Consider the following 20,071-nt stretch of genomic DNA (forward strand, 5'->3'; position numbering starts at 1 on the left):
GGATGCGGCAATCGTCTTCAAAACAGGCCGCGTACTTCCTCTTGCGGGCGGCACAGGCGAACGCCCTTGTCGGTCTCGACAATGGGTCGATTGATCAGGACCGGATGCTTCATCATGGCGTCGAGGATCGTCTCGTCGTCAACGCCCTCATCGAGCAGGCCGAGCTCTGCGGCCAGCGGCTCCTTGGCGCGGAGCCCCTCACGCGGTGTCAGGCCGGCGCGGGCGTACAGCCGCTCCAGTTCTTCGCGCGGCGGCGGGTTCTTGAGATATTCGACGATCGTCAGCTCCGCGCCCTCAGCCTGGAGGATGTCCAGAGTCTTGCGCGAAGTCCCGCACGCCGGATTGTGATAGATGGTAGCCTTCATCTTCGTTCCTCCTGTTCTCTTGCCGGGACCCGAAAAACCGTGATGTAACCTGGATCAACTCACGCTACACGGCACTTGCTCGGAGTAGGGGGGGACATGCGTGATGCGGGTGACGACAACGATCTGATGTGGGAGGGCTGGATTCTCAATCCAGACGGAACCATCCATGCAGCAGAGGTCGTTGCGACCGCGGTCCTTCCGGCCCCGCGGGACGTCAAGGTACGGCTGCATTACGCATTCACCCGCGAAGAGGCATTGGCCGGCAAGCTGCGGTGGATTCAGTTGCAGTTCGACGCGCCGACCGCTCGCTCACTCGCCCACCACTTGCTGGAATCGAGCGAGAAGACCGGCCGCACCTAACTTTGTTCGGCCGGATTTTCCTCAAGCCAGCGCTCCAGCCACTTGATCGTATAATCGCCCGACAGGAAGGCCTCGTCTCGGACGATCCGCTGGTGCAGCGGCACGGTGGTCTTCATGCCCTCGACGACGAACTCCTCCAGCGCGCGCTTCAGCCGCATGATGCAGCGCTCGCGCGTGGTGCCGTAGACGATCAGCTTGCCGATCATGCTGTCGTAATAGGGCGGCACCTTGTAGCCGGTGTAGAGCCCGCTATCGACGCGAACGTGCATTCCGCCCGGCGCGACGTAATTCTTCACCGTGCCGGGTGAGGGCGCGAAAGTCTGCGGATCCTCGGCGTTGATGCGGCATTCGATTGCATGGCCGTGGAGGCGGATGTCTTCTTGCCGGCAACTCAGGCCGTCGCCCTGTGCGACGCGGATCTGTTCGCGCACCAGGTCGATCCCGCTGATCATCTCGGTCACCGGATGCTCGACCTGCAGGCGGGTGTTCATCTCGATGAAGAAGAACTCGCCGTTTTCGTACAGGAACTCGATCGTGCCGGCACCGCGATACCTCATATCGGCCATCGCCTTGACCACCACAGCGCCCATCTCAGCCCGCTGTTCGGCGCTGATGACCGGAGAGGGCGCTTCCTCGATGACCTTCTGGTGGCGGCGCTGGATCGAGCAGTCGCGCTCGCCCAGGTGGATGGCATTGCCCTCGCCATCGCCGAACACCTGGAACTCGATGTGGCGCGGGTCGCCCAGATATTTTTCCATGTAGACGGTGTCGTCGCCGAACGCCGAGCGGGCTTCGGACGCCGCCTGCATCATCAGGCTTTCCAACTGCTCTTCGGACGGGACGACCTTCATTCCGCGCCCACCGCCACCGGAGGCCGCCTTGATCAGCACCGGATAGCCGATCTCGTTGGCGATCGCGTGCGCTTCCTCGACGCTGTCGAGCGGCCCGGGCGAGCCGGGAACCAGCGGCAGGCCGAGCTTGGCGGCGGTACGCTTTGCTTCGACCTTGTCGCCCATGATCCGGATGTGCTCGGGTTTCGGCCCGACCCAGATGATGTTGTGGAGCTCGACGATCTCCGCGAACTGCGCATTCTCCGACAGGAAGCCGTAGCCCGGGTGGATCGCATCGGCGTGAACGATCTCCGCGGCGGAGATGATGTTGGGAATGTTGAGATAGCTGTCGGTCGCGGACGGTGGGCCGATGCACACCGCCTCGTCCGCCAGCCGCACGTGCATCGCGTCGGCGTCCGCAGTGGAATGCACCGCAACCGTCTTGATCCCCATCTCATGACAGGCCCGATGGATTCGCAGAGCGATCTCGCCGCGATTGGCGATCAGCAGCTTGGTGATCTTGGCCATGGTTATTCGATGACGATCAGCGGCTGATCGAACTCGACCGGCTGCGCATTGGCCACCATCACCTGCTTGATCGTTCCTGCCCTGGGCGCGGTGATCGGGTTCATCACCTTCATCGCCTCGACGATCAGCAGCGTGTCGCCGGCCTTGACCGTCTGGCCGGCGGCGGCGAACGGCTTGGAGCCGGGCTCGGCCGAGAGATAGGCGGTGCCGACCATCGGCGAGCGCACGATCTCGCCGGAAGGAAGCGCATCCGCCGCCGGTTCGGGAGCCGCGGCGGCAGTCGGCGCGCGGGCCGCTGCAGCTGCAACAGGCGGGGCCGACATCATGCCGAAGGCAGCGATCTGCGCCGGCGTCAGCGCACCGGCGCCCGCGGGAGCGTCCCGCCGCACGCGAATCTTGCGGTCGCCGTCCTCGACTTCGATCTCGGTCAGCTCGTTGGCGGCGAGCAGCTCGGCGAGCTCACGAACCAGCGCGCTGTCCACCCGCATCTGCTTGCCCCCGCTATCGCCCGTGGAACCCGTCTCGTCGGCCATTCTCAATCCCCAATGTTCACGCGCGCGCCTCTGTCAGAGGCGCGCCGCCGCGTCCAGTGCCAGGCTGTATGACAGCGATCCGAACCCGCTGATCGTGCCCCTGCAAACGCCTGAGACGAGGCTTCGGCGCCGAAAGCTCTCACGGGCCGCGGGGTTGCTCAGATGCACTTCGATGACCGGCGTCACGACCGCGGCAATGGCGTCGCGCAGTGCCACCGAAGTGTGCGTGAAGCCGCCCGCGTTTAGGATCACCGCCTGCGCACCGGAGCGGGCAGCCTCGTGCAGCCAGTCGATCAGATGACCTTCATGGTTCGACTGGCGAACGTCGAGTTCCACGCCAAGGCCTTTGGCTTGGGTAACGAGCGCATCGGCGATGTCGTCCAGCGTGTCGCGGCCGTACACCTCCAATTCGCGCGAGCCGAGCAGGTTGAGGTTGGGACCGTTCAGGACGAAGACCTTGCGCATTGCCGTGGGCACCTGCGCCACCTAGATGCACCAGTCAATGAGCGAGGAAACCACCCTTTCGATCTCGGTAAACGGTGAGCACCGCCGAGTGCCTGCCGGGACCAGCGTCGCCAGCCTTGTCCGCGAAATCGGCTTTGACCCGGGCCGGGTCGCAGTGGAACGCAACCTGTCTGTCGTGCCGCGGTCGACGCTCAGCGAGGTGCAGGTGGAAGACGGCGACGACTACGAGATCGTCCACTTTGTCGGCGGAGGCTGAGTTGAACGTGCACCGGAATGTCGTGGGCGATGACACGTGGAGCGTTGCCGGCCGGAGTTTCTCCTCGCGGCTGATCGTCGGCACCGGCAAGTATAAGAGCCTGGAGGAGAATGCCGCTGCGGTTGAGGCGAGCGGCGCGGAGATCGTCACGGTTGCCGTGCGGCGGGTCAACGTGTCCGATCCGAACGCGCCGATGCTGACCGACTTCATCGACCCGAAGAAGGTGACCTATCTGCCGAACACCGCTGGATGCTTCACCGCCGAGGAGGCGATCCGGACGCTTCGGCTGGCGCGGGAAGGCGGCGGCTGGAACCTCGTCAAGCTGGAGGTGCTTGCGGAGGCCAAGACCCTCTACCCGGACATGATCGAGACCATCCGAGCGACAGAATTGCTGTCGAAGGAGGGCTTCGAGGTGATGGTCTACTGCACCGACGATCCGATCATGGCCAAGCGTTGCGAGGATGCGGGCGCCGTGGCGGTGATGCCGCTGGGCGCGCCGATCGGATCCGGGTTGGGCGTGCAGAACCCGGTTACCATCCGTTTGATTGTCGAGCAGTCCAAGGTGCCGGTGCTGGTGGATGCCGGCGTCGGTACGGCCAGCGATGCGGCCGCAGCCATGGAATTGGGCTGCGACGGCGTACTGATGAACACCGCCATTGCCGAGGCCAAGGACCCGATCCTGATGGCGCGGGCAATGAGGGCCGCGGTGGAGGCCGGACGTCTGGCCTACCGCGCCGGACGCATGGCCAAGCGCCGCTACGCCGATCCGTCGAGCCCGCTGGCCGGCCTGATCTAAAGCCGTGCGCCGCGCCGAGTTCGCCTTCATCGTCGGTGCGCCGCGATGTGGGACGACTTCACTCGCGAAGTATCTGAGCAGGCATCCGGAGGTCTGTTTCTCCTCGACCAAGGAGCCGCACTTCTTCGCCCGCTTCGACTTGCGCGGGGAAAGCGACGAGCGGCTGCGGGAGATCGTCTCAACGCGCTATCTTTCCCGGTATTTCGCGCAATGCGCACCGTCCGAGCTGCGGATGGAGGGTTCGGTGACGTCGCTGTATGCGGCGGAGCAGATGGTCGAGCCGGTGCTTCGCTTCTGGCCGGGCGCACGGTTCATCATCGCGCTGCGCGATCCGTTAGAGATGCTGCCCTCGCTGCACCAGCGGCTCTTGGTTCAGGGCGACGAGGTTGAGCGTGACTTCGAGCGCGCCTGGCAGCTGCGGCACCAGCGGGCGCAGGGGCGCCGGATACCCAAGAGCTGCGCCGAGCCGCGTTTCCTGCAGTATGAGGAGGCGGCGCGGCTGGGTTCGCACACCGAGCGGTTCGTCGCGGCCGCCGGCCGGGAGCGGTGTCACTTCTTCTTCGTCGATGCGTTCCGCGCCGATCCGCGGGCGGAGTATCTGCGCGTGCTGCGGTTCCTCGGCCTGCCGGACGACGGGCGGACGGAGTTCCCGAACGACCGGCCGGGCGGGAGCTTCCGCATCGGCTGGCTGCAGCGGCTGTTGAAGCGGCCCCCGGTGATCACGCGCCATGTGCTCGCCGGGAAGGCCTTCGAAGAGCATCTCAAGCCGCTCGAACCGGCCAGGAACCCGAGCCCTATCGCGGAAGCGATCAAGCAGAGCCGCAAGAAACTGCTGCGCTGGAACAGCGTGCCAGCCGTTTCCACGCACCTGTCGCCGGCGCTTCGCGACGAGATCGCGGACCTGCTCCGCGACGACGTCGCCAAGCTTGAGCGGATCACAGGTCGCGACCTGGGTCACTGGCTGAAATGCACTCCCGAACGCGAGGCCTCTGTTCGCGGGACGACTTAGCGCGTAGACGCGCCCGCATGCTTCATTCCCAACTCCACCCTGCACTCGCGCAGGCTCTCGCCGCGCGTGGTTACGACACCCTCACCGAAGTCCAGACCGCCGCCAGCGCGCCCGAGGCCGCCGGCCGCGACCTGATCGTGTCCGCCCGCACCGGATCCGGCAAGACCGTCGCCTTCGGCCTCGCCATCGCCGGCCAGCTGTTGGAGGGCGACATGCTACCGCTGGCCCGCGAGCCGCTGGGCCTGGTGATCGCGCCGACGCGGGAGCTGGCCTTGCAAGTCTCGACCGAGCTGGAGTGGCTGTACGCCCCTGCCGGAGCGCGGGTGGTGACCTGCGTCGGCGGCATGGATCCTCTCAAGGAACGGCGCGCGCTGCAGGGTGGGGCGCACATTGTAGTCGGCACTCCGGGGCGGCTGCGCGACCATCTCGAGCGCGGGGCGCTGGACCTGTCCAAGCTGCGCGTCGCGGTGCTCGACGAGGCGGACGAGATGCTCGACATGGGCTTCCGCGAGGAGCTGGAGGAGATCCTCGACGCGACGCCGGACGAGCGGCGGACCCTGCTGTTTTCCGCCACCATGCCGCGGCCGATCGTCGCGCTCGCCAAGCGCTACCAAAAGGATGCGCTGCGGATCGAAACGGTCGGCGGCGCGCAGGGGCATGGCGACATCGCCTACCAGGCGGTGGCGGTGCACCCGACCGATATCGAGCATGCGGTGGTGAACCTGCTGCGCCTGCACGAGGCGGAGACCGCGATCCTGTTCTGCGCCACGCGCGAAGCGGTGCGGCGGCTCCACGGCAGCCTGACCGAGCGCGGGTTCGAGGCGGTGGCGCTGTCGGGCGAGCATGCCCAGTCCGAGCGCAACCGCGCGCTGCAGGCGTTGCGCGACGGCCGGGCGCGGGTGCTGGTGGCGACCGACGTCGCGGCGCGCGGCATCGACCTGCCGTCGGTCAGCCTGGTGGTCCACGTCGAGCTGCCGCGCGACGCGGAGGCGTTGCAGCACCGCTCGGGCCGGACCGGGCGAGCCGGGCGCAAGGGGACGGCGGTGCTGATTGTGCCGACCATGCGGCGCCGGCGGGTGGACATGATGCTGCGCTCGGCGCGCATTCCGGTCGAGTGGATCGGCGTGCCCGACCCCGCGGAGATCCGCGCCAAGGACCGCGAGCGGCTGCTGGAGCGGCTTCGCACGCCGGTGGAGGCGGACGAGGAAGAGACGGCGCTGGCGAAGCAGTTGCTGGAGGAGCTTGGGCCCGAGGCGGTGGCGGCGGCGCTGGTCAAGGCGCTCGGCACCGATCTTCCGGCACCGGAGGATATCCTCACCGCCGGAGCCCAGGACGACGGCCCGCGGACCCGCACCGGCTTCGAGGGATCGAGCTGGTTCAAGATCAACGCCGGCCGTCGCAACCAGGCCGACCCGCGCTGGCTGCTGCCGCTGATCTGCCGCCTCGGCCACGTCAGCCGCAGCGAGATCGGAGCGATCCGGGTGGCGGCGAGCGAGAGCTATTTCGAGGTCAGCGCGCGGGCGGTGCCGAACTTCGTCAAGGCGCTGCGCAAGAGCTCGGCGGCGATGGCCGAGGACGGCATCCTAGTGGAACCGAGCACCTCGCCGGCGGAGCATATCGCAGCAGGCGGCGGCCCGCCGAAGCCGCGCGGGGCGGGTGGCCCTCGAGGACCGAAGCCGGCACGGCACCGGTCCAAAGGTTAGGCAAAGGTCAGCTCCGCGCGGCTATCGCCTCAGACCCAAACTTCCCTTTCTTCGCTCCTCAACGCGAGTTGAGCGAGCGCGAATGTTCACAATGTTCACGGTAACGGAGGGGTCTTGCTGCGCAGCGGGATGGTTGCGCGGGCGGGTGATGATCGAAGGTTTGAAAGAGCCGGCTCGTGAAGGCAGCGGCAGCCAAGCAGACGAAGTCCTACTTTGGAAGAGAAATGGACCAACACTATCGTCCCATTGGCATCCCCAACGACGATATGATCCGGTTCATCAAATAACGATACCGCCTGATGTTTTAAAGGCATAGCGTTCAGCCCCTGATCAGCCCCTGAGACGACCAGGAGGGTTCGATGGCGCTGAGACTCAAAGCCGATGTGGGCTCCGTCGTCGAAAGCGGCAGTGCGATCGGCAATGTCCTTTTGAACGATACATCGGCCGTTCGCGTGACCCAGGTAAAAGCGGGCTCGGGCAGCTATATCCCCATCACAAGTGCAGGTGCCACACTGTCCGGGGCTTACGGAACCCTGACGGTGATGCAGAACGGAACATACTCCTATTCAGCATCCGTCGCCGACAGACTGGCGAAAGGAGCGATGGCAACCGACACGTTCACTTACATGGCCGTGAGCAGTAGCGGCTCCTCGGCAAGTGCGACGCTGAAATTCACTGTGACGGGCATCAACGATGCACCGACCCTGACGTCGACGGCTGTTACACTGAACTCCATCACCGAGGATCAGACTGCCAACGGCGGGCAGGCATTGTCCACAATCGTGAAACCGAGCGACGCGGACACTGGTGCTGCGAGCGGTGTGGCGATCACCGGGCTTGCTTCGGGGAATGGTCGCTGGGAGTTCTCAGTGAACGGCGGCACCAACTGGTCAGGTGTGGGGCCCGTCAGCGACAGCGCCGCGCTGTTGTTGCGGTCATCGGACCTGGTTCGCTTCGTTCCAAACGGCTTCAGCGGCACCACCGCCAGCTTCATCTATCGAGCCTGGGATCAAACGAGCGGGCAGGCGGGGGCCAAGGTAGGCTCAACGATCAATGGGGGCGAGACGGCCTTTTCGAGCAACTCTGCGACTGCTTTCCTGACCGTTACGCCGGTCAACGATGCGCCTGTTGCCAATCCGGACACCGCCACGACCGAACTGGCCGTTCCGATTTTGATGAACGTGCTTGCAAACGATAGCGACGTGGACGGTGATGCTCTGGTCATCACCGCTGCAGGCGGAAGTGCCAATGGCGTCGTCACGATCGAGCAGAACCAGGTTCGCTACCTTCCAAACCCAGGTGTCAGCGGGAGTGATACTTTCGTCTATACCGTATCGGACGGCGCCGGAGGCACTGCCAGCGCGACCGCTTCAATAACGATCGGTCCGGGCGCGCCGCCGGTCACGATCATACTCGATCAGGATTATGGTTACGGACATTACAGGGTCGGCGGGCTCCCAGCGCATTCGACCATAGACGCGACCGGCGCAAGCTGGATCGTTTCAAACAGCGCCAATCAAAACCCGGACGCTTTGACTTCCTACCTTGTGGGCACAGGGGTGATCAACAAATACCCGTTCATCATCGACCCGGCGGGAGAAGGTCTGAGGATTAAAGGTGGTACGATCTGGGGCGAAGTTCCGCAAACTTCAGATTGGCAATATACTTACAACTATTCTCACGCGATCAGAATAGACAGCACACCGAATGTCGTCATCGACGACTGGCGCATCGACAAGCCCTGGGACGGAATACATTTCCGTGGCAATTCGGGCGGGTTCCTCGTCGACGACCTGTACATTTCCAACGTTCGTGACGACGCGATCGAGAATGACTTCGGGCTGAGTGGAACCGTTCGCGACAGCTTGTTCGACGGAGTGCACGTTGGAATGGGTCTGAGCAGCAAGACCAATCCCGACGTGTCCGCAAACACCGTGACATTCCAGAATGTGTTCATTCGCAGCCAGCTTTACCTCGTCAATGGCGAGATGACCCACGGATCCTTCTTCAAGACCAACACCAACATCGGCGGAACCAATCCCCACCTCCGCATCATCGACTCGGTTTTTGCGATCGAGGACGTGACGCCCGAGATGGTGGCGCGTCTCAGGGTCGCCTGGGACCAGGTTATCGAGTCCCACGGCAACGTTTTCCTCAACTTGACCGACAGTCCCCTGCCGTCGACCTATCCCAGGCCGCCAGCCGGCTTCACCATCCTGGAGGGTCAGGTTGCCCGGGACTATTGGAACAGGGCTGAAAGCGGATGGCTCGCAAATCACGATGGGATCGACGATCTGGATCTGACACCGCTGCCGCCCTTGCCGGCGACGGCAGCGTCCGATCTGTTCTTCCCCTGAGGCTTGGACTCACCATGTGGCGGCGGTCCGATGACCTCACCGACGCTAGTGAGAATCCGCGCTCACGAAACTGTCGAGCACCCGCTTGCGTCCGGCGTGTTCGAAGTCGATTTCCAGCTTGTTGCCTTCGATGACGGCGATGGTGCCGTAGCCGAACTTGCCGTGGAACACACGCTGGCCGAGGGTGAGGTCGTCTCGGCCCTTGTTCCCGAGGCTGACGGCGGAGGCTTTCACTTCGATGGGCGGGCGTTGGTACGTGTCATACGCCCCTCGACTACGGGCTGCGCCCTCCGCTCGGGACGAGCGGTTGTTCAGTTCCGCCCGGAAGGCCGCGGCGGCGTCCTGATTCGCACTGAAGCCCGCCGCACGCTGGTAGCCGGGGCCGCGGGTGCTGGCGCGGTGGGCGGCTCCGCTGGCGAGGTGGGCGAACGGGTCCTCGCGCTCGCTGAACTGGGCGCGCCAGAGGGACTCGCCGCCGGTCATGGTCTGCTCGCTCTCGATATGCTCGGGCGGAAGCTCAGCGACGAAGCGAGATGGGATGGAGCTGGTCCACTGCCCGTAGATCCGGCGGTTGGCGGCGTGGAGGATGGTCGCGCGCTTGCGGGCGCGGGTGATGGCGACGTAGGCGAGGCGGCGTTCCTCCTCCAGGCTGGCGAGGCCGCCTTCGTCGAGCGCACGCTGCGACGGGAAGACGCCTTCTTCCCAGCCGGCGAGGAAGACGAGCGGAAATTCCAGGCCCTTGGCGGCGTGGATGGTCATGATGGTGACCTTGGGCTCGCCGCGGGCCGCGTCATTGTCCATCACCAGGCTGACGTGCTCGAGGAAGGCGCCGAGAGATTCATATTCCTCCATCGCGCGGGCAAGCTCGGCGAGGTTTTCGAGGCGGCCGGCGGACTCGGCGCTGCGCTCGGCCTGGAGGGCGGCGGTGTAGCCGGATTCCTCGAGGATGAGGCGGGCGAGCTCGGCGTGGGGGGTGGTGCGATTGCCTTGGGTGAGGGCTTCCATCGGGGTGGTCGGCACCCCTCCGTCAGCGCTGCGAGGTGCCACCTCCCCCAAGGGGGAGGAACTGCTGAGGTGCATCTCGCGCCATCTTGCGAAGTCGCCGACGAAGCGGGCGAGGGAGCGGCGGGCTTGGGGAGTCAACTCGTCGCTGTCGAGCATCTGCGCGGCGGCTAGGAGGAGGGGCTGGCGGGTGGCGCGGGCGAAGTTGTGGATGCGCTGCACTGCCTTGTCGCCGAGGCCGCGCTTGGGCGTGTTGACGATGCGTTCGAAGGCCAGGTCATCCGACGGCGACTGGACCAGGCGGAGGTAGGCGAGGGCGTCGCGGATCTCGGCGCGCTCGTAGAAGCGGAAGCCGCCGACGATCTGGTAGGGCAGGCCGATGGCGATGAAGCGCTCTTCGAACTCGCGGGTCTGGAACTGCGCGCGGACGAGGATGGCGATGTCGTCGAGGCTGCCGCGCGAGCGCTGGTGCGCCTCGGCTTCCTCGCCGATGCGGCGCGCTTCTTCGGGACCGTCCCAGACGCCGACGACGCGGACCTTGTCGCCCGCGTCGAGCTCGGTCCACAGGGTCTTGCCGAGTCGGCCTGAGTTCTGGGCGATCAGGCCGGAGGCGGCGCCGAGGATGTGCGGGGTGGAGCGGTAGTTCTGCTCCAGCCGGACGATGGTCGCGCCGGGGAAGTCCTGCTCGAAGCGGAGGATGTTGGCGACCTCCGCGCCGCGCCAGGAATAGATCGACTGGTCGTCGTCGCCGACGCAGCACAGGTTGCGGCGCGGCTCGGCGAGCAGCTTCAGCCACTCGTATTGCGACTGGTTGGTGTCCTGATACTCGTCGACCAGGATGTAGCGGAAGCGGTCGCGGTAGACTTCCAGCACGTCGGGGTGCTTGCGGAAGATCACCAGCATGTGGAGCAGGAGGTCGCCGAAATCGCAGGCGTTGAGGGTTCGCAGGCGCTCCTGATATTGGGCGTAGAGTTCGCCCCCACGGCCGTTCGCAAAGGCCTCACTCTCGGCGACGCCGATCTGGTCGGGGGTGAGGCCCTTGTTCTTCCAGCCGTCGATCACGCCGGCGAGCTGGCGCGCGGGCCAGCGCTTCTCGTCGAGGTTGGCGGCGACGATCAGCTGCTTCAGCAGGCGCAGCTGGTCGTCGGTGTCGAGGATGTTAAAGTTACTCTGCAGCCCGACCAGCTCGGCATGGACGCGGAGCATTCGCGCGGCGACCGAGTGGAAGGTGCCGAGCCAGGGCATGCCCTCGACCGCGCCGCCGGTGATCTGGCTGACCCGCTCCTTCATCTCGCGCGCGGCCTTGTTGGTGAAGGTGACGGAGAGAATCTGCGACGGCCAGGCGCGGCGGGTGGCGAGCAGGTGGGCGAGGCGGGCGGTCAGCGCCGCGGTCTTGCCGGTGCCGGCGCCGGCGAGGACCAGGACGGGACCTTCGGTGGTGAGGACGGCCTGGCGCTGCGGCTCGTTCAGGCCATGCAGATAGGCGGGCTCGGATTGGGGAAGATCGGGGGAGTCGGACACGCGGTCGGAGGTAGGGGCCGGGGAACAGATCGGCAACAGCAAAGGGGATGGGACGGCCGGGTTTCGCCCCCGAAATCCCCGTGATCCACAGGCATGGCACTGCCGATTTCGCTTTGCGCGACTCGGGAGTTGGAGTCATCTTCCAAGGGTGATCGGGGCGGACGCCTCCTCCCTCCAGGGAAGTGGCAGAAGCACCGATCTCCGCCGGCAGGCGTTGGATGATCTTGGCAGGTTGGATCGGCTCCCAGGGCTGGTCGGACGGCGAAGACGCCCGGAGCATGGCCGGTACGAGGCGCCGGAAGAGACGGCCAATCTCTTCACCGCGGAGGTTCGCTCTTCGGAGCGGGCAGCCAAGGGGAAGAGGGCCTTCCCAAGAAGGGCCGCGAGAGTTGCAGCAGGCGTTCGCTTCGCAAGAAGCGGACACGGTCCTGGCTGAAGGAAGCCGCCAGTCTCCCAGGAGAATGGCGGTGGAGATCAAACAGGACAGCCGGAGCGGCGGATATCTTCTCGGAGATGTCCCGCAGCGATGGCGGAACCGGGCGGCAGGCAAGCTCCGCGAGGAGCCGGGCCAGTCGCTCGGGGGAGGGCTCCCGTCACACGGAGCGCGGCCGCAACGACGCGACGCCTGAGCCGGTGAGCAAGGATGACACGGGCGAGGTTCCCCAAGAACCCGCAGCCCGGATCAAGACCGGCGAGCAAGGCTCGGCGCATTGGGGGTTGGCAGCGATGCCAGCCCCCATTTCGCTGGTGGCGTCGATTCGGATCGGCACGGCTCATTCTCCTTCGCCCAGCCGCCTGAGCGCGACCTTCTTGCCGATGATCTCCGCCGCGAGCATCAGGCTCTGGTGCATCTCGCGCCCTTCGCGGAAGTCGGGTGGCGCGAGGTTCTCGACCCGGGCGGCGTCGAACATATGCTCGCCGGCCTGCCATGGCTCCCCATGCTCCGAGGCATTCACCGCGACTGCGATTCCGCCATTGTCGTGAAGCAGGTTGAACGCGTCGAGGTCGCTGGCCCCGTCGCCGACATAGACGATCTGGTCGAGCGGAACGTGCCATTCGCCCGGCGGCTTGTCGCGATGGACGTCCTGCGGCTCGTTGGCTCCGGCAATATCGAGGCCCTTGGCGAGCGCGAGCAGGTAGCGCGCCTTTTCTGAGTGGATCAGGGTCCGCTTGACCGCCAGGAAGCGGTCGCCTTCCCCGAAGTGCATCGACGAACCCCAGATGCCGTCGAGCAGGTCGGCAACCGGTGTCGCGCAGATGATGTCTACGAAGCCGGACGATACGACATGAAGCTCGATATCGGCGCCGCCGGCCGCGTCGCGCGCCCTGGCACGCAGCGCCGGGAGAATGTCGAGAACGCCAGGGTAAGGATCGAGCGAGCGGCCCGCATCCTCCAGCCAGGATTTGGTAATCGTGAGATCCTGCTCGCGGGCAAGCTTCGCCATCAGCCAGCCCTTGGCCAGGATCTCGTCCCAGCCGTCCTCCACCAGCGGCATCAACTGGTCCTTGCGCCATTGCTGCGCATCCTCGACGCCCAAACGGCCGAGCAAGGCTTCGAACGTGCCCTCGGACAGCGTACGGTCGAAGTCGAAGGCGAAGACGATGCGATCGATGAAGCCTCGCGTCGCAGTTCCGCCGTTGCTCATCGTTACGCCTCCTGTTGAGCGGGGATAAGCACCGGCAGCGGCGGCGGTTCCCGGGTCCTCTGGACGGCGGTCGGGTGGCGCGGCATGGTGTCAGCGCTCGGTTCCTCGCCCGCTCGGAGGTCCCATTCGTGTTGTTGCTGTTGCTTGCCGCTTTCCAGTCCGAGCCGTCGAAGATCGAAGCGCCGGTCGTGCGGCCCGATAGCCCACCGCCCGCCGTCCATGTGCCATTGCCTTCCGCCAAGCCGCCGGTTGTGTGGGTCTCGCCTCGTCCGGTCGGTGGGTACGGGGACCCGGCAGCAATGCAGGAGCCGATGGGCATGCCTGGGCAGGCCTTGTTCGAGCGAGCGACGGGGCCTTCGCCGCGGCAACCGCTGCCGTCGCTGATCTCCGCTGCCGATTACCCGGCGGAGGCCATGCGCAACGATATCGGAGGAGCGAGCGGAGTGGTCCTGCTCATCTCGTCGATCGGTCGGGTCGGAGGTTGCCATGTGGAGAAGAGTTCAGGATCGGCAGCGCTCGATAGCGCGACCTGCCGGCTGTTGGCGTCGCGCGCGCGTTTCATCCCGGCCAAGGACGAGGATGGCCAGCCGGTTGAGTCCGCCACCCGGGTCCGCATCCAGTGGAAGCTGCCGCCGCGGCTGCCGCTGACTGACTGGAGCACAAAGGTGGTGGCGGCGTTCGGTGCAGACGGCCAGGTGAAGTCGTGCGAGGAAACGCTGCAGGGGCTGACCCGCCCGCCGGGCGTCACCTGCAAGGGCATCCAGGCGGTGCGGCAGCAGGCCATGGGCGGGGAGTCGCAACCGGCTGGTCCAATATCGGCGAGGATGATTGTCACGGCGCAACTGGTCTCCAGCGGAGCAGACGTGGCGCCCGTGAGGGTTCCGGCCGACCGGCTGCTGATGCGGGTCGTGGCGGAGCTGACGGTCGGCACCGACGGCCGGATCGCCGCCTGTACGGTAAAGGAAAAGCAGGGCGTCCTGCCGGCGCTTTCTTCCCGGCCGCCGGACTGCATGCGGCTGTTCCGTGGCCTCTATGAGCGTCCCAAGGAACCACGCAAGGTGACGGTTGCCGCGGCGATGTGGACGCTGCCCGAATAAGCGCGCGCTGCTTCAGTCGCAGGCGAGGTGGAGCTTCCAGCCGAGCCAGGCGGCGCCGATGCTCGCGATGGCGACCATCAGCAGGGTGCCCGCAACCGACACTCCGGCAGTCACAAGCCCGGTCAGCAGCAGAGTCGCCGCGACCATCGCGCCCGAATTGACGATGTTGTTGGCGGCGACGGTGCGGGCCGTTTCCGACTTGGGCACGGTGGTGGTCAGGAAAGCGTAAAGCGGCACGACGAACATGCCGCCGGCCACCGCCACGAAGAACAGGTCGGCGATAACCAGCCACGCCTTGCGGTCGGCCAGGAACTCACCGAGGGTCAAAAGCTGCGTGCTGGCCGGCCAGTTACGGGCGAGCAGGAACAGCAGCAGCACGAAGAACCCCATCGCCAGCGCCGCGGCGGGGGCATAGCGGGCGGCCACGTCGCCCTTCAGCAGGCGGTTGATCGCGACCGAGCCGACCGCGACCCCAACCGAGAAGATGGCGAGGAACAGGGTGGCGACGCTCTGGTCGCCGAAGAAGACGTTCTTGACCAACGGCGGGAACTGGGCGGCGAGCACCGCGCCCATCGCCCAGAAGAAGCTGATCGCCATGATCGCCAGGAACAGCCGGGGGATGTGCATGGTCGCCTTCACCAGCCGGATGGAGGCGCGCAGGATGTGCCAGTCCATGCCCGCGTCGGGGAATTCCGGATCATCGGGCACGTCGACCGGGGGAGCTGGCGGGACAAATTGGCCCGCGATCCGACCGAGCACGGCGACGGCGAGGACGCCGACCGCGGCCAGCTCGGCATGGTAGCTGCCGTCCGGATTCTTCAGGACCAGCAGCCCGCCGAGGATCGTTCCGCCAAGGATACCGATGTAAGTGCCGGCCTCGACGAGACCGGTGCCGCCGAGAACTTCGTCGGGCTCGAGATGCTGCGGCAGGATGGCGTATTTGATCGGGCCGAAAAAGGTCGAATGGACGCCCATCGCGGTCAGCGCGACCAGCAGCAGCTGTACATTCTGCAACAGCAGGCCGGCCGCGCCGAAGACCATGATGACGATCTCGGCAGTCTTCACGATGCGGACGATCTTCGCCTTGTCGATCGCGTCGGCCAGCTGCCCGGCGAGCGCCGAGAGGAGGAAGAAGGGGAGGATGAACAGCCCCCCGGCAATCGCGCTGAACGCCGCTTCCTGTTCGGCGCTGCGGTAGATGCCGTAGATCACCAGCAGCACCATGGCGGTGCGGAACAGATTGTCGTTGAACGCGCCAAGGAATTGCGTGACGAAGATCGGCAGGAATCGGCGCGTGCCGACGAGGTGGGTTGCGCCGTACATCAGTGTCTCACGCGCCTTGACGGTCTACCCCAGCAATTCATCGGACCCCTCTAGCGGCTGAACCGGCCCCGGCAAGCCGAGGCGCGCCAGCCGACACCTATCCCGCATGCAGCCGGTTCGATATCAAGTCGGGCATGCAGCGACCCGAGGCGGGCGAACCATTGCTCGCGATCTTCTGGCGGTTCCTTCGCTTCGGCTGCCTGGCGTGGGGCGGTCCGGTGGCGCAGATCGCCATGATCAAGCGCGAACTGGTCGACGAGGAAGGCTGGATTGCAACCGGGCGATTCAATCGGCTGCTCGCAATCTACCAGGTTCTTCCCGGTCCCGAGGCGCACGAGCTGTGCGTTCATTTTGGAGTGATGAAGGGCAGGCGGCTAGGTGGGCTGCTGGCCGGCCTTGGCTTCATGCTGCCCGGTTTGCTCCTGATCCTGGCGCTGGGCTGGCTGTACCAGCGTCTCGACTTTCAGCACCCGCAGGTGGCGGCCGTCTTCATGGGCATCCAGATCGGCGTAATCGCACTGATTGCACGCGCCGTGCACCGGATTGCGGATCATGCACTGACTGACCGGGCGCTCTGGATCATCGCGGCGGCAAGCGCCGGCTGCACCGCGCTGGGGGTCAGCTTCTGGGTGACACTCGCAGCTGCGGGTCTGGTCTATGCGGCCGTGAGAGCGGATCGCAGACTTGTCGCGTCGCTGGTCGCCGTGGCGGCGGCCATGATTGCCATGATGACCGGCGAGAGTGCGCTGCCAATCACGCCGGACGTCCAGCGAGGAGGCCCGGAGAATGCGGTTAGCGCAGTGCCATTGTTCCTGTCCGGCCTGAAAGCAGGGCTGCTGACCTTTGGCGGGGCTTATACAGCCATACCCTTCGTCCGGGACGATGCCGTTGGGCGTGGGTGGGTCAGCGAGAACCAGTTCCTGGACAGCCTGGCGCTGTCCGGAGTTATCCCGGCGCCGCTGATTATCTTCGCGACCTTTGTCGGCTACATCGCCGGCGGCCTCGCGGGCGCGCTCGCCATGACCGCGGGGATCTTCCTTCCCGCCTTTGCTTTCGGGCTGCTGTTCTTCGACCGGCTGGAGGCGGTGATCGACAATGAACGACTGCACCGCTTCCTCGAAGGGGTCGCGGCCGGCGTGATCGGGCTGATCGCGGTCACTGCCGTGCAGCTCGGATGGAGCGCCAGCCGGTCGGTGCCTTCGCTGCCCTGGGGTGCCGCCCTGTTCGTCGCCAGCCTAGCCGTTCTGTGTCTCTGGCGTTCGAAGGCCAGCGTCCCTGCGCTCGTACTCGGGTCCGGACTGGCGGGCGCCCTGGTGTTCCGGTGACAGGGCTAGCGCACCCGATTTGCCCCCGCCCTGCTTTCGCGTAGACAGGCGCCCGCATGCTGTCGCTACCCAATCTCCTCACCCTGTCCCGCATCCTGGCAGTGCCGATCCTGGTGTTCCTGCTGTGGAAGCCGACCCCGCTCGATTATCTGATCACCTTCGTCCTCTACTGCATCGTCGGGATCACGGATTATTTCGACGGCTATCTGGCGCGCGCCCATGGGCAGATCAGCAGGTTGGGGCAGTTCCTCGATCCGATCGCGGACAAGATCATGGTGGCGGCGGTAATCATCATGCTGGTGTCCAGCCGCAAGTCGAGCGGCGAGCCGATCATCCATGGCCTCCACATCCTGCCGGCGCTTACCATTCTGCTGCGCGAGATCATCGTGTCGGGCCTGCGCGAGTTCCTGGCGGGGCTGTCGGTGTCGGTACCGGTCAGTGCGCTCGCCAAGTGGAAGACGACGCTGCAACTGGTGGCGCTTGGGGCGCTGATCCTGGCCGGGTCAGTCCCTGACCAGGCGTGGGTGCATGATGTCGGGCTGGCGAGCCTGTGGGCCGCGGCCGCACTGACGATGATCACCGGCTGGGACTATCTGCGCACGGGCATGCGGCACATGGACTGAGCGCCGACTGATCGATTTCCCCAGTGGGTCGATCAAAGTATAATCGTTTCCGTCGTTGCTGAAGTCGGCATAGCTTGATCGCCACCTTGCCAAAAGGAGCATAGATCATGGACGCGAAGACTGGCGATATGGGCGGCTGCCCGATGAAGGGGACCAAGGCACGCTCGCTGCTGGGACGCACCAACAAGGATTGGTGGCCCGAAGCGCTGCCGGTCGACATGCTCCATCAGAATGGGGTCTCGCCCGACCCGATGGGTGCGGACTATGATTATGCCGAGGCGTTCGAGAAGCTGGACTATCAGGCGCTCAAGGCCGACCTGACCGCGCTGATGACCGACAGCAAGGCGTGGTGGCCGGCCGATTACGGCCACTACGGTCCGTTCATGATCCGCATGGCGTGGCACGCCGCCGGAACGTATCGCGTCACTGATGGCCGCGGTGGCGCATCGAGCGGCCAGCAACGCTTCGAACCGCTCAACTCCTGGCCGGACAATGGCAATCTCGACAAGGCCCGCCGTCTGCTGTGGCCGATCAAGCAGAAGTACGGGAAGCACATCAGCTGGGCCGACCTGTTCATCCTTGCTGGCAACGTCGCAATCGAAAGCATGGGCGGTCCGGTGTTCGGCTTCGGCGGTGGGCGCAAGGACGTCTACCAGTCCGAGGGCGACACCTTCTGGGGCGCCGAGGAAATCTGGGTCAACCAGGGCGCGCAGACCCGCATCAGCGAGGAACTGCCCGAGCTGGAAGGGCCGCTCGCCGCGATCCAGATGGGCCTCATCTACGTCAATCCCGAGGGGCCCGGCGGCAACCCCGATCCCCTGCTGTCGGCGCGCGACATGAAGGCGACTTTCCTGCGCATGGCGATGAACAGCGAGGAGACGGTCGCGCTGACCGCTGGCGGTCACGCCTTCGGCAAGGCGCACGGGGCCAAGCCGGCCGACACCTATCGCAAGGATCCGGCGTCCGAAGCGGTGCACCTGCAAGGCCTCGGCTGGCTGACCGACGATGAGGAGATCGGCAAGGGTCACATCACCACCTCCGGAATTGAAGGCGCGTGGTCGAACAACCCGACCAGGTGGGGCGGCGACTATTTCCGGCTGCTGTTCAAATATGACTATGAGCTGGTCGAGAGCCCGGCCGGCGCCAAGCAGTGGACGCCGATCAACCCCGATCCGGAGGACCTCGCACCCGACGCGCGCGACCCGAACAAGCGCGTGCCGACGATGATGACCACCGCCGACATGGCGCTGAAGATGGACCCCGAATTCCGCGCGATCTCCGAGCGGTTCCGCGACGACCAGGCGGCGCTCGACGATGCCTTCGCGCGCGCCTGGTTCAAGCTGACCCACCGCGACATGGGGCCGAAAGTCCGTTACCTCGGGCCGGAAGTTCCCGAAGAGACGTTGATTTGGCAGGATCCGGTGCCCGAGGGAACTGCCCCGTCCGATGCCGATGTTGCCGCGTTCAAGGACAAGGTGCTGAACTGCGGGCTGACCGTGACGCAGCTGGTCAAGACGGCTTGGGCGTCCGCTTCGACCTACCGCAAGTCCGACCATCGCGGCGGCGCGAATGGTGCGCGCATCGCGCTGGCGCCGCAGAAGGACTGGGCGGTGAACGAGCCTGCCGAGCTAGCGAGCGTGCTCGGCAAGCTCAACGAGCTGCGCGGCGCCATGTCGCTTGCGGATGCGATCGTGCTGGCCGGGACGGCGGCGGTCGAGAAGGCCGCCAGGGATGCCGGCTTCGATGTCGAGGTGCCGTTCACCGGCGGTCGTGGCGACGCCACTCAGGACTGGACGGACGTCGACAGCTTCGTCTGGATGGAGCCGCAGGCGGATGCCTTCCGCAATTATCTCAAGACCAGGCAGCCGGTGAAGACGGAGGAGCTGCTGCTCGACAAGGCGTCGCTGCTCGGCCTCTCGGCGCCGGAGATGACGGTGCTCCTAGGCGGGCTGCGGGTGCTGGGCGCCAATCATGGCGGCAAGCCGGAAGGCGTGTTCACCGACCGCGTCGGCCAGCTGACCAACGACTTCTTCGTCAACCTGCTCGACAATGAGACCTTCTGGGACCTGGTCGACGCGTCCAGCGACGAGGAGTTCATCGGCTACACCCGCGGCGGGCGAAAGGAGAAGTGGCGGGCGACGCGGACCGACCTCATCTTCGGGTCCAACAGCCAGCTGCGCGCCACGGCCGAGGTCTATGCCGAGCGCGGCAACGAGGAGAAGTTCGTCCGCGACTTCATCAAGGCCTGGACCAAGGTGATGAACGCCGATCGTTTCGATCTTCTGCCGGAGCGCAAGCTGGCGAGGGATGTGGCGCAGGTCAGCGCCTGAGC

The 20,071-nt window shown here is 65.7% G+C and carries 15 protein-coding genes and 1 pseudogene; 9 read left to right on the top strand and 7 right to left on the bottom strand.

The features are described 5' to 3' along the window. Window positions 1-17: 17 nt before the first annotated feature. A complete protein-coding gene (arsC, locus tag ACFQPG_RS11545) occupies window positions 18-365 on the bottom strand; it encodes an arsenate reductase (glutaredoxin) (protein ID WP_380813392.1) in 348 nt (115 codons plus the stop codon). Between the two features lie 96 nt (window positions 366-461). Between arsC and ACFQPG_RS11550 the strand changes: the two genes are divergently transcribed. After that, complete coding sequence (locus ACFQPG_RS11550) at window positions 462-725, top strand: hypothetical protein (RefSeq protein ID WP_380813395.1); 264 nt, start codon at window positions 462-464, stop codon at window positions 723-725. Here ACFQPG_RS11550 and accC read toward each other — a convergent pair. Genes accC through aroQ form a run of 3 tightly spaced genes read right to left on the bottom strand, consistent with a single transcriptional unit; the run spans window position 722 to window position 3,081 of the window. Further along, a complete protein-coding gene (gene accC, locus ACFQPG_RS11555; RefSeq protein WP_380813397.1) occupies window positions 722-2,083 on the bottom strand; it encodes an acetyl-CoA carboxylase biotin carboxylase subunit in 1,362 nt (453 codons plus the stop codon). The genes ACFQPG_RS11550 and accC overlap by 4 nt on opposite strands. A gap of 2 nt (window positions 2,084-2,085) precedes the next feature. Continuing rightward, window positions 2,086-2,616 carry an acetyl-CoA carboxylase biotin carboxyl carrier protein gene (gene accB / locus ACFQPG_RS11560; RefSeq protein WP_380813400.1) on the bottom strand — a complete coding sequence of 177 codons (531 nt, stop codon included), beginning with the start codon at window positions 2,614-2,616 and terminating at the stop codon, window positions 2,086-2,088. A 33-nt stretch (window positions 2,617-2,649) separates the two neighbouring features. Then, window positions 2,650-3,081, bottom strand: coding sequence for a type II 3-dehydroquinate dehydratase (gene aroQ / locus ACFQPG_RS11565; RefSeq protein ID WP_380813404.1), 432 nt, complete (start codon window positions 3,079-3,081; stop codon window positions 2,650-2,652). Between the two features lie 37 nt (window positions 3,082-3,118). On the opposite strand from aroQ, the pseudogene thiS reads away from it, so the two are divergent. From thiS to ACFQPG_RS11585, 4 genes and pseudogenes are all read left to right on the top strand, one after another. Beyond that, window positions 3,119-4,133, top strand: a pseudogene (gene thiS, locus ACFQPG_RS11570) (sulfur carrier protein ThiS). Window positions 4,134-4,137: 4 nt separating this feature from the next. Further along, complete coding sequence (locus ACFQPG_RS11575; RefSeq protein WP_380813407.1) at window positions 4,138-5,142, top strand: sulfotransferase family protein; 1,005 nt, start codon at window positions 4,138-4,140, stop codon at window positions 5,140-5,142. Window positions 5,143-5,159: 17 nt separating this feature from the next. After that, entirely contained in the window at window positions 5,160-6,845 is a 1,686-nt protein-coding gene (locus ACFQPG_RS11580; RefSeq protein WP_380813409.1) for a DEAD/DEAH box helicase, read from the top strand. Window positions 6,846-7,204: 359 nt separating this feature from the next. Further along, the gene (locus ACFQPG_RS11585; RefSeq protein WP_380813411.1) at window positions 7,205-9,202 is read left to right on the top strand and encodes an Ig-like domain-containing protein; all 1,998 of its coding nucleotides are present in this window, start codon (window positions 7,205-7,207) and stop codon (window positions 9,200-9,202) included. A gap of 45 nt (window positions 9,203-9,247) precedes the next feature. Here the strand turns inward: ACFQPG_RS11585 and ACFQPG_RS11590 are convergent, their stop codons facing one another. Together ACFQPG_RS11590 and ACFQPG_RS11595 are read right to left on the bottom strand one after the other, a co-directional pair. Then, window positions 9,248-11,725, bottom strand: a complete 2,478-nt coding sequence (locus ACFQPG_RS11590) for an ATP-dependent helicase (protein WP_380813414.1) — start codon at window positions 11,723-11,725, stop codon at window positions 9,248-9,250. A gap of 773 nt (window positions 11,726-12,498) precedes the next feature. Further along, complete coding sequence (locus ACFQPG_RS11595) at window positions 12,499-13,371, bottom strand: hypothetical protein (RefSeq protein WP_380813417.1); 873 nt, start codon at window positions 13,369-13,371, stop codon at window positions 12,499-12,501. 14 nt (window positions 13,372-13,385) lie between these two features. Here ACFQPG_RS11595 and ACFQPG_RS11600 point away from each other — a divergent pair, with 14 nt between their 5' ends. After that, window positions 13,386-14,468, top strand: coding sequence for an energy transducer TonB (locus ACFQPG_RS11600; RefSeq protein WP_380813420.1), 1,083 nt, complete (start codon window positions 13,386-13,388; stop codon window positions 14,466-14,468). A gap of 12 nt (window positions 14,469-14,480) precedes the next feature. Here ACFQPG_RS11600 and ACFQPG_RS11605 read toward each other — a convergent pair whose 3' ends face one another. Further along, window positions 14,481-15,791, bottom strand: a complete 1,311-nt coding sequence (locus ACFQPG_RS11605; protein WP_380813423.1) for an MFS transporter — start codon at window positions 15,789-15,791, stop codon at window positions 14,481-14,483. Window positions 15,792-15,925: 134 nt separating this feature from the next. Here ACFQPG_RS11605 and chrA point away from each other — a divergent pair, with 134 nt between their 5' ends. The 3 genes from chrA (at window position 15,926) to katG (ending at window position 20,069) form a co-directional block, all read left to right on the top strand. Next, window positions 15,926-17,116 (top strand): chromate efflux transporter, encoded by a 1,191-nt coding sequence (gene chrA, locus ACFQPG_RS11610; RefSeq protein WP_380813426.1) that lies wholly within the window; start codon window positions 15,926-15,928, stop codon window positions 17,114-17,116. 56 nt (window positions 17,117-17,172) lie between these two features. Continuing rightward, on the top strand, window positions 17,173-17,739 hold the full coding sequence (pgsA, locus tag ACFQPG_RS11615) for a CDP-diacylglycerol--glycerol-3-phosphate 3-phosphatidyltransferase (RefSeq protein WP_380813429.1): 567 nt from the start codon (window positions 17,173-17,175) through the stop codon (window positions 17,737-17,739). Between the two features lie 107 nt (window positions 17,740-17,846). After that, window positions 17,847-20,069 carry a catalase/peroxidase HPI gene (katG, locus tag ACFQPG_RS11620; RefSeq protein ID WP_380813432.1) on the top strand — a complete coding sequence of 741 codons (2,223 nt, stop codon included), beginning with the start codon at window positions 17,847-17,849 and terminating at the stop codon, window positions 20,067-20,069. Window positions 20,070-20,071 lie beyond the last annotated feature (2 nt).

This window comes from Sphingomonas sp. GCM10030256, from assembly GCF_042666415.1.
GTDB lineage: Bacteria > Pseudomonadota > Alphaproteobacteria > Sphingomonadales > Sphingomonadaceae > Sphingomicrobium.

Bases quoted from the DNA above. Each gene is read 5' to 3' on its own strand.
- arsC (WP_380813392.1), bottom strand. From the start codon at position 365: ATGAAGGCTACCATCTATCACAATCCGGCGTGCGGGACTTCGCGCAAG.
- ACFQPG_RS11550 (WP_380813395.1), top strand. From the start codon at position 462: ATGCGTGATGCGGGTGACGACAACGATCTGATGTGGGAGGGCTGGATT.
- accC (WP_380813397.1), bottom strand. From the start codon at position 2,083: ATGGCCAAGATCACCAAGCTGCTGATCGCCAATCGCGGCGAGATCGCT.
- accB (WP_380813400.1), bottom strand. From the start codon at position 2,616: ATGGCCGACGAGACGGGTTCCACGGGCGATAGCGGGGGCAAGCAGATG.
- aroQ (WP_380813404.1), bottom strand. From the start codon at position 3,081: ATGCGCAAGGTCTTCGTCCTGAACGGTCCCAACCTCAACCTGCTCGGC.
- ACFQPG_RS11580 (WP_380813409.1), top strand. From the start codon at position 5,160: ATGCTTCATTCCCAACTCCACCCTGCACTCGCGCAGGCTCTCGCCGCG.
- ACFQPG_RS11585 (WP_380813411.1), top strand. From the start codon at position 7,205: ATGGCGCTGAGACTCAAAGCCGATGTGGGCTCCGTCGTCGAAAGCGGC.
- ACFQPG_RS11595 (WP_380813417.1), bottom strand. From the start codon at position 13,371: ATGAGCAACGGCGGAACTGCGACGCGAGGCTTCATCGATCGCATCGTC.
- ACFQPG_RS11605 (WP_380813423.1), bottom strand. From the start codon at position 15,791: ATGTACGGCGCAACCCACCTCGTCGGCACGCGCCGATTCCTGCCGATC.
- chrA (WP_380813426.1), top strand. From the start codon at position 15,926: ATGCAGCGACCCGAGGCGGGCGAACCATTGCTCGCGATCTTCTGGCGG.
- pgsA (WP_380813429.1), top strand. From the start codon at position 17,173: ATGCTGTCGCTACCCAATCTCCTCACCCTGTCCCGCATCCTGGCAGTG.
- katG (WP_380813432.1), top strand. From the start codon at position 17,847: ATGGACGCGAAGACTGGCGATATGGGCGGCTGCCCGATGAAGGGGACC.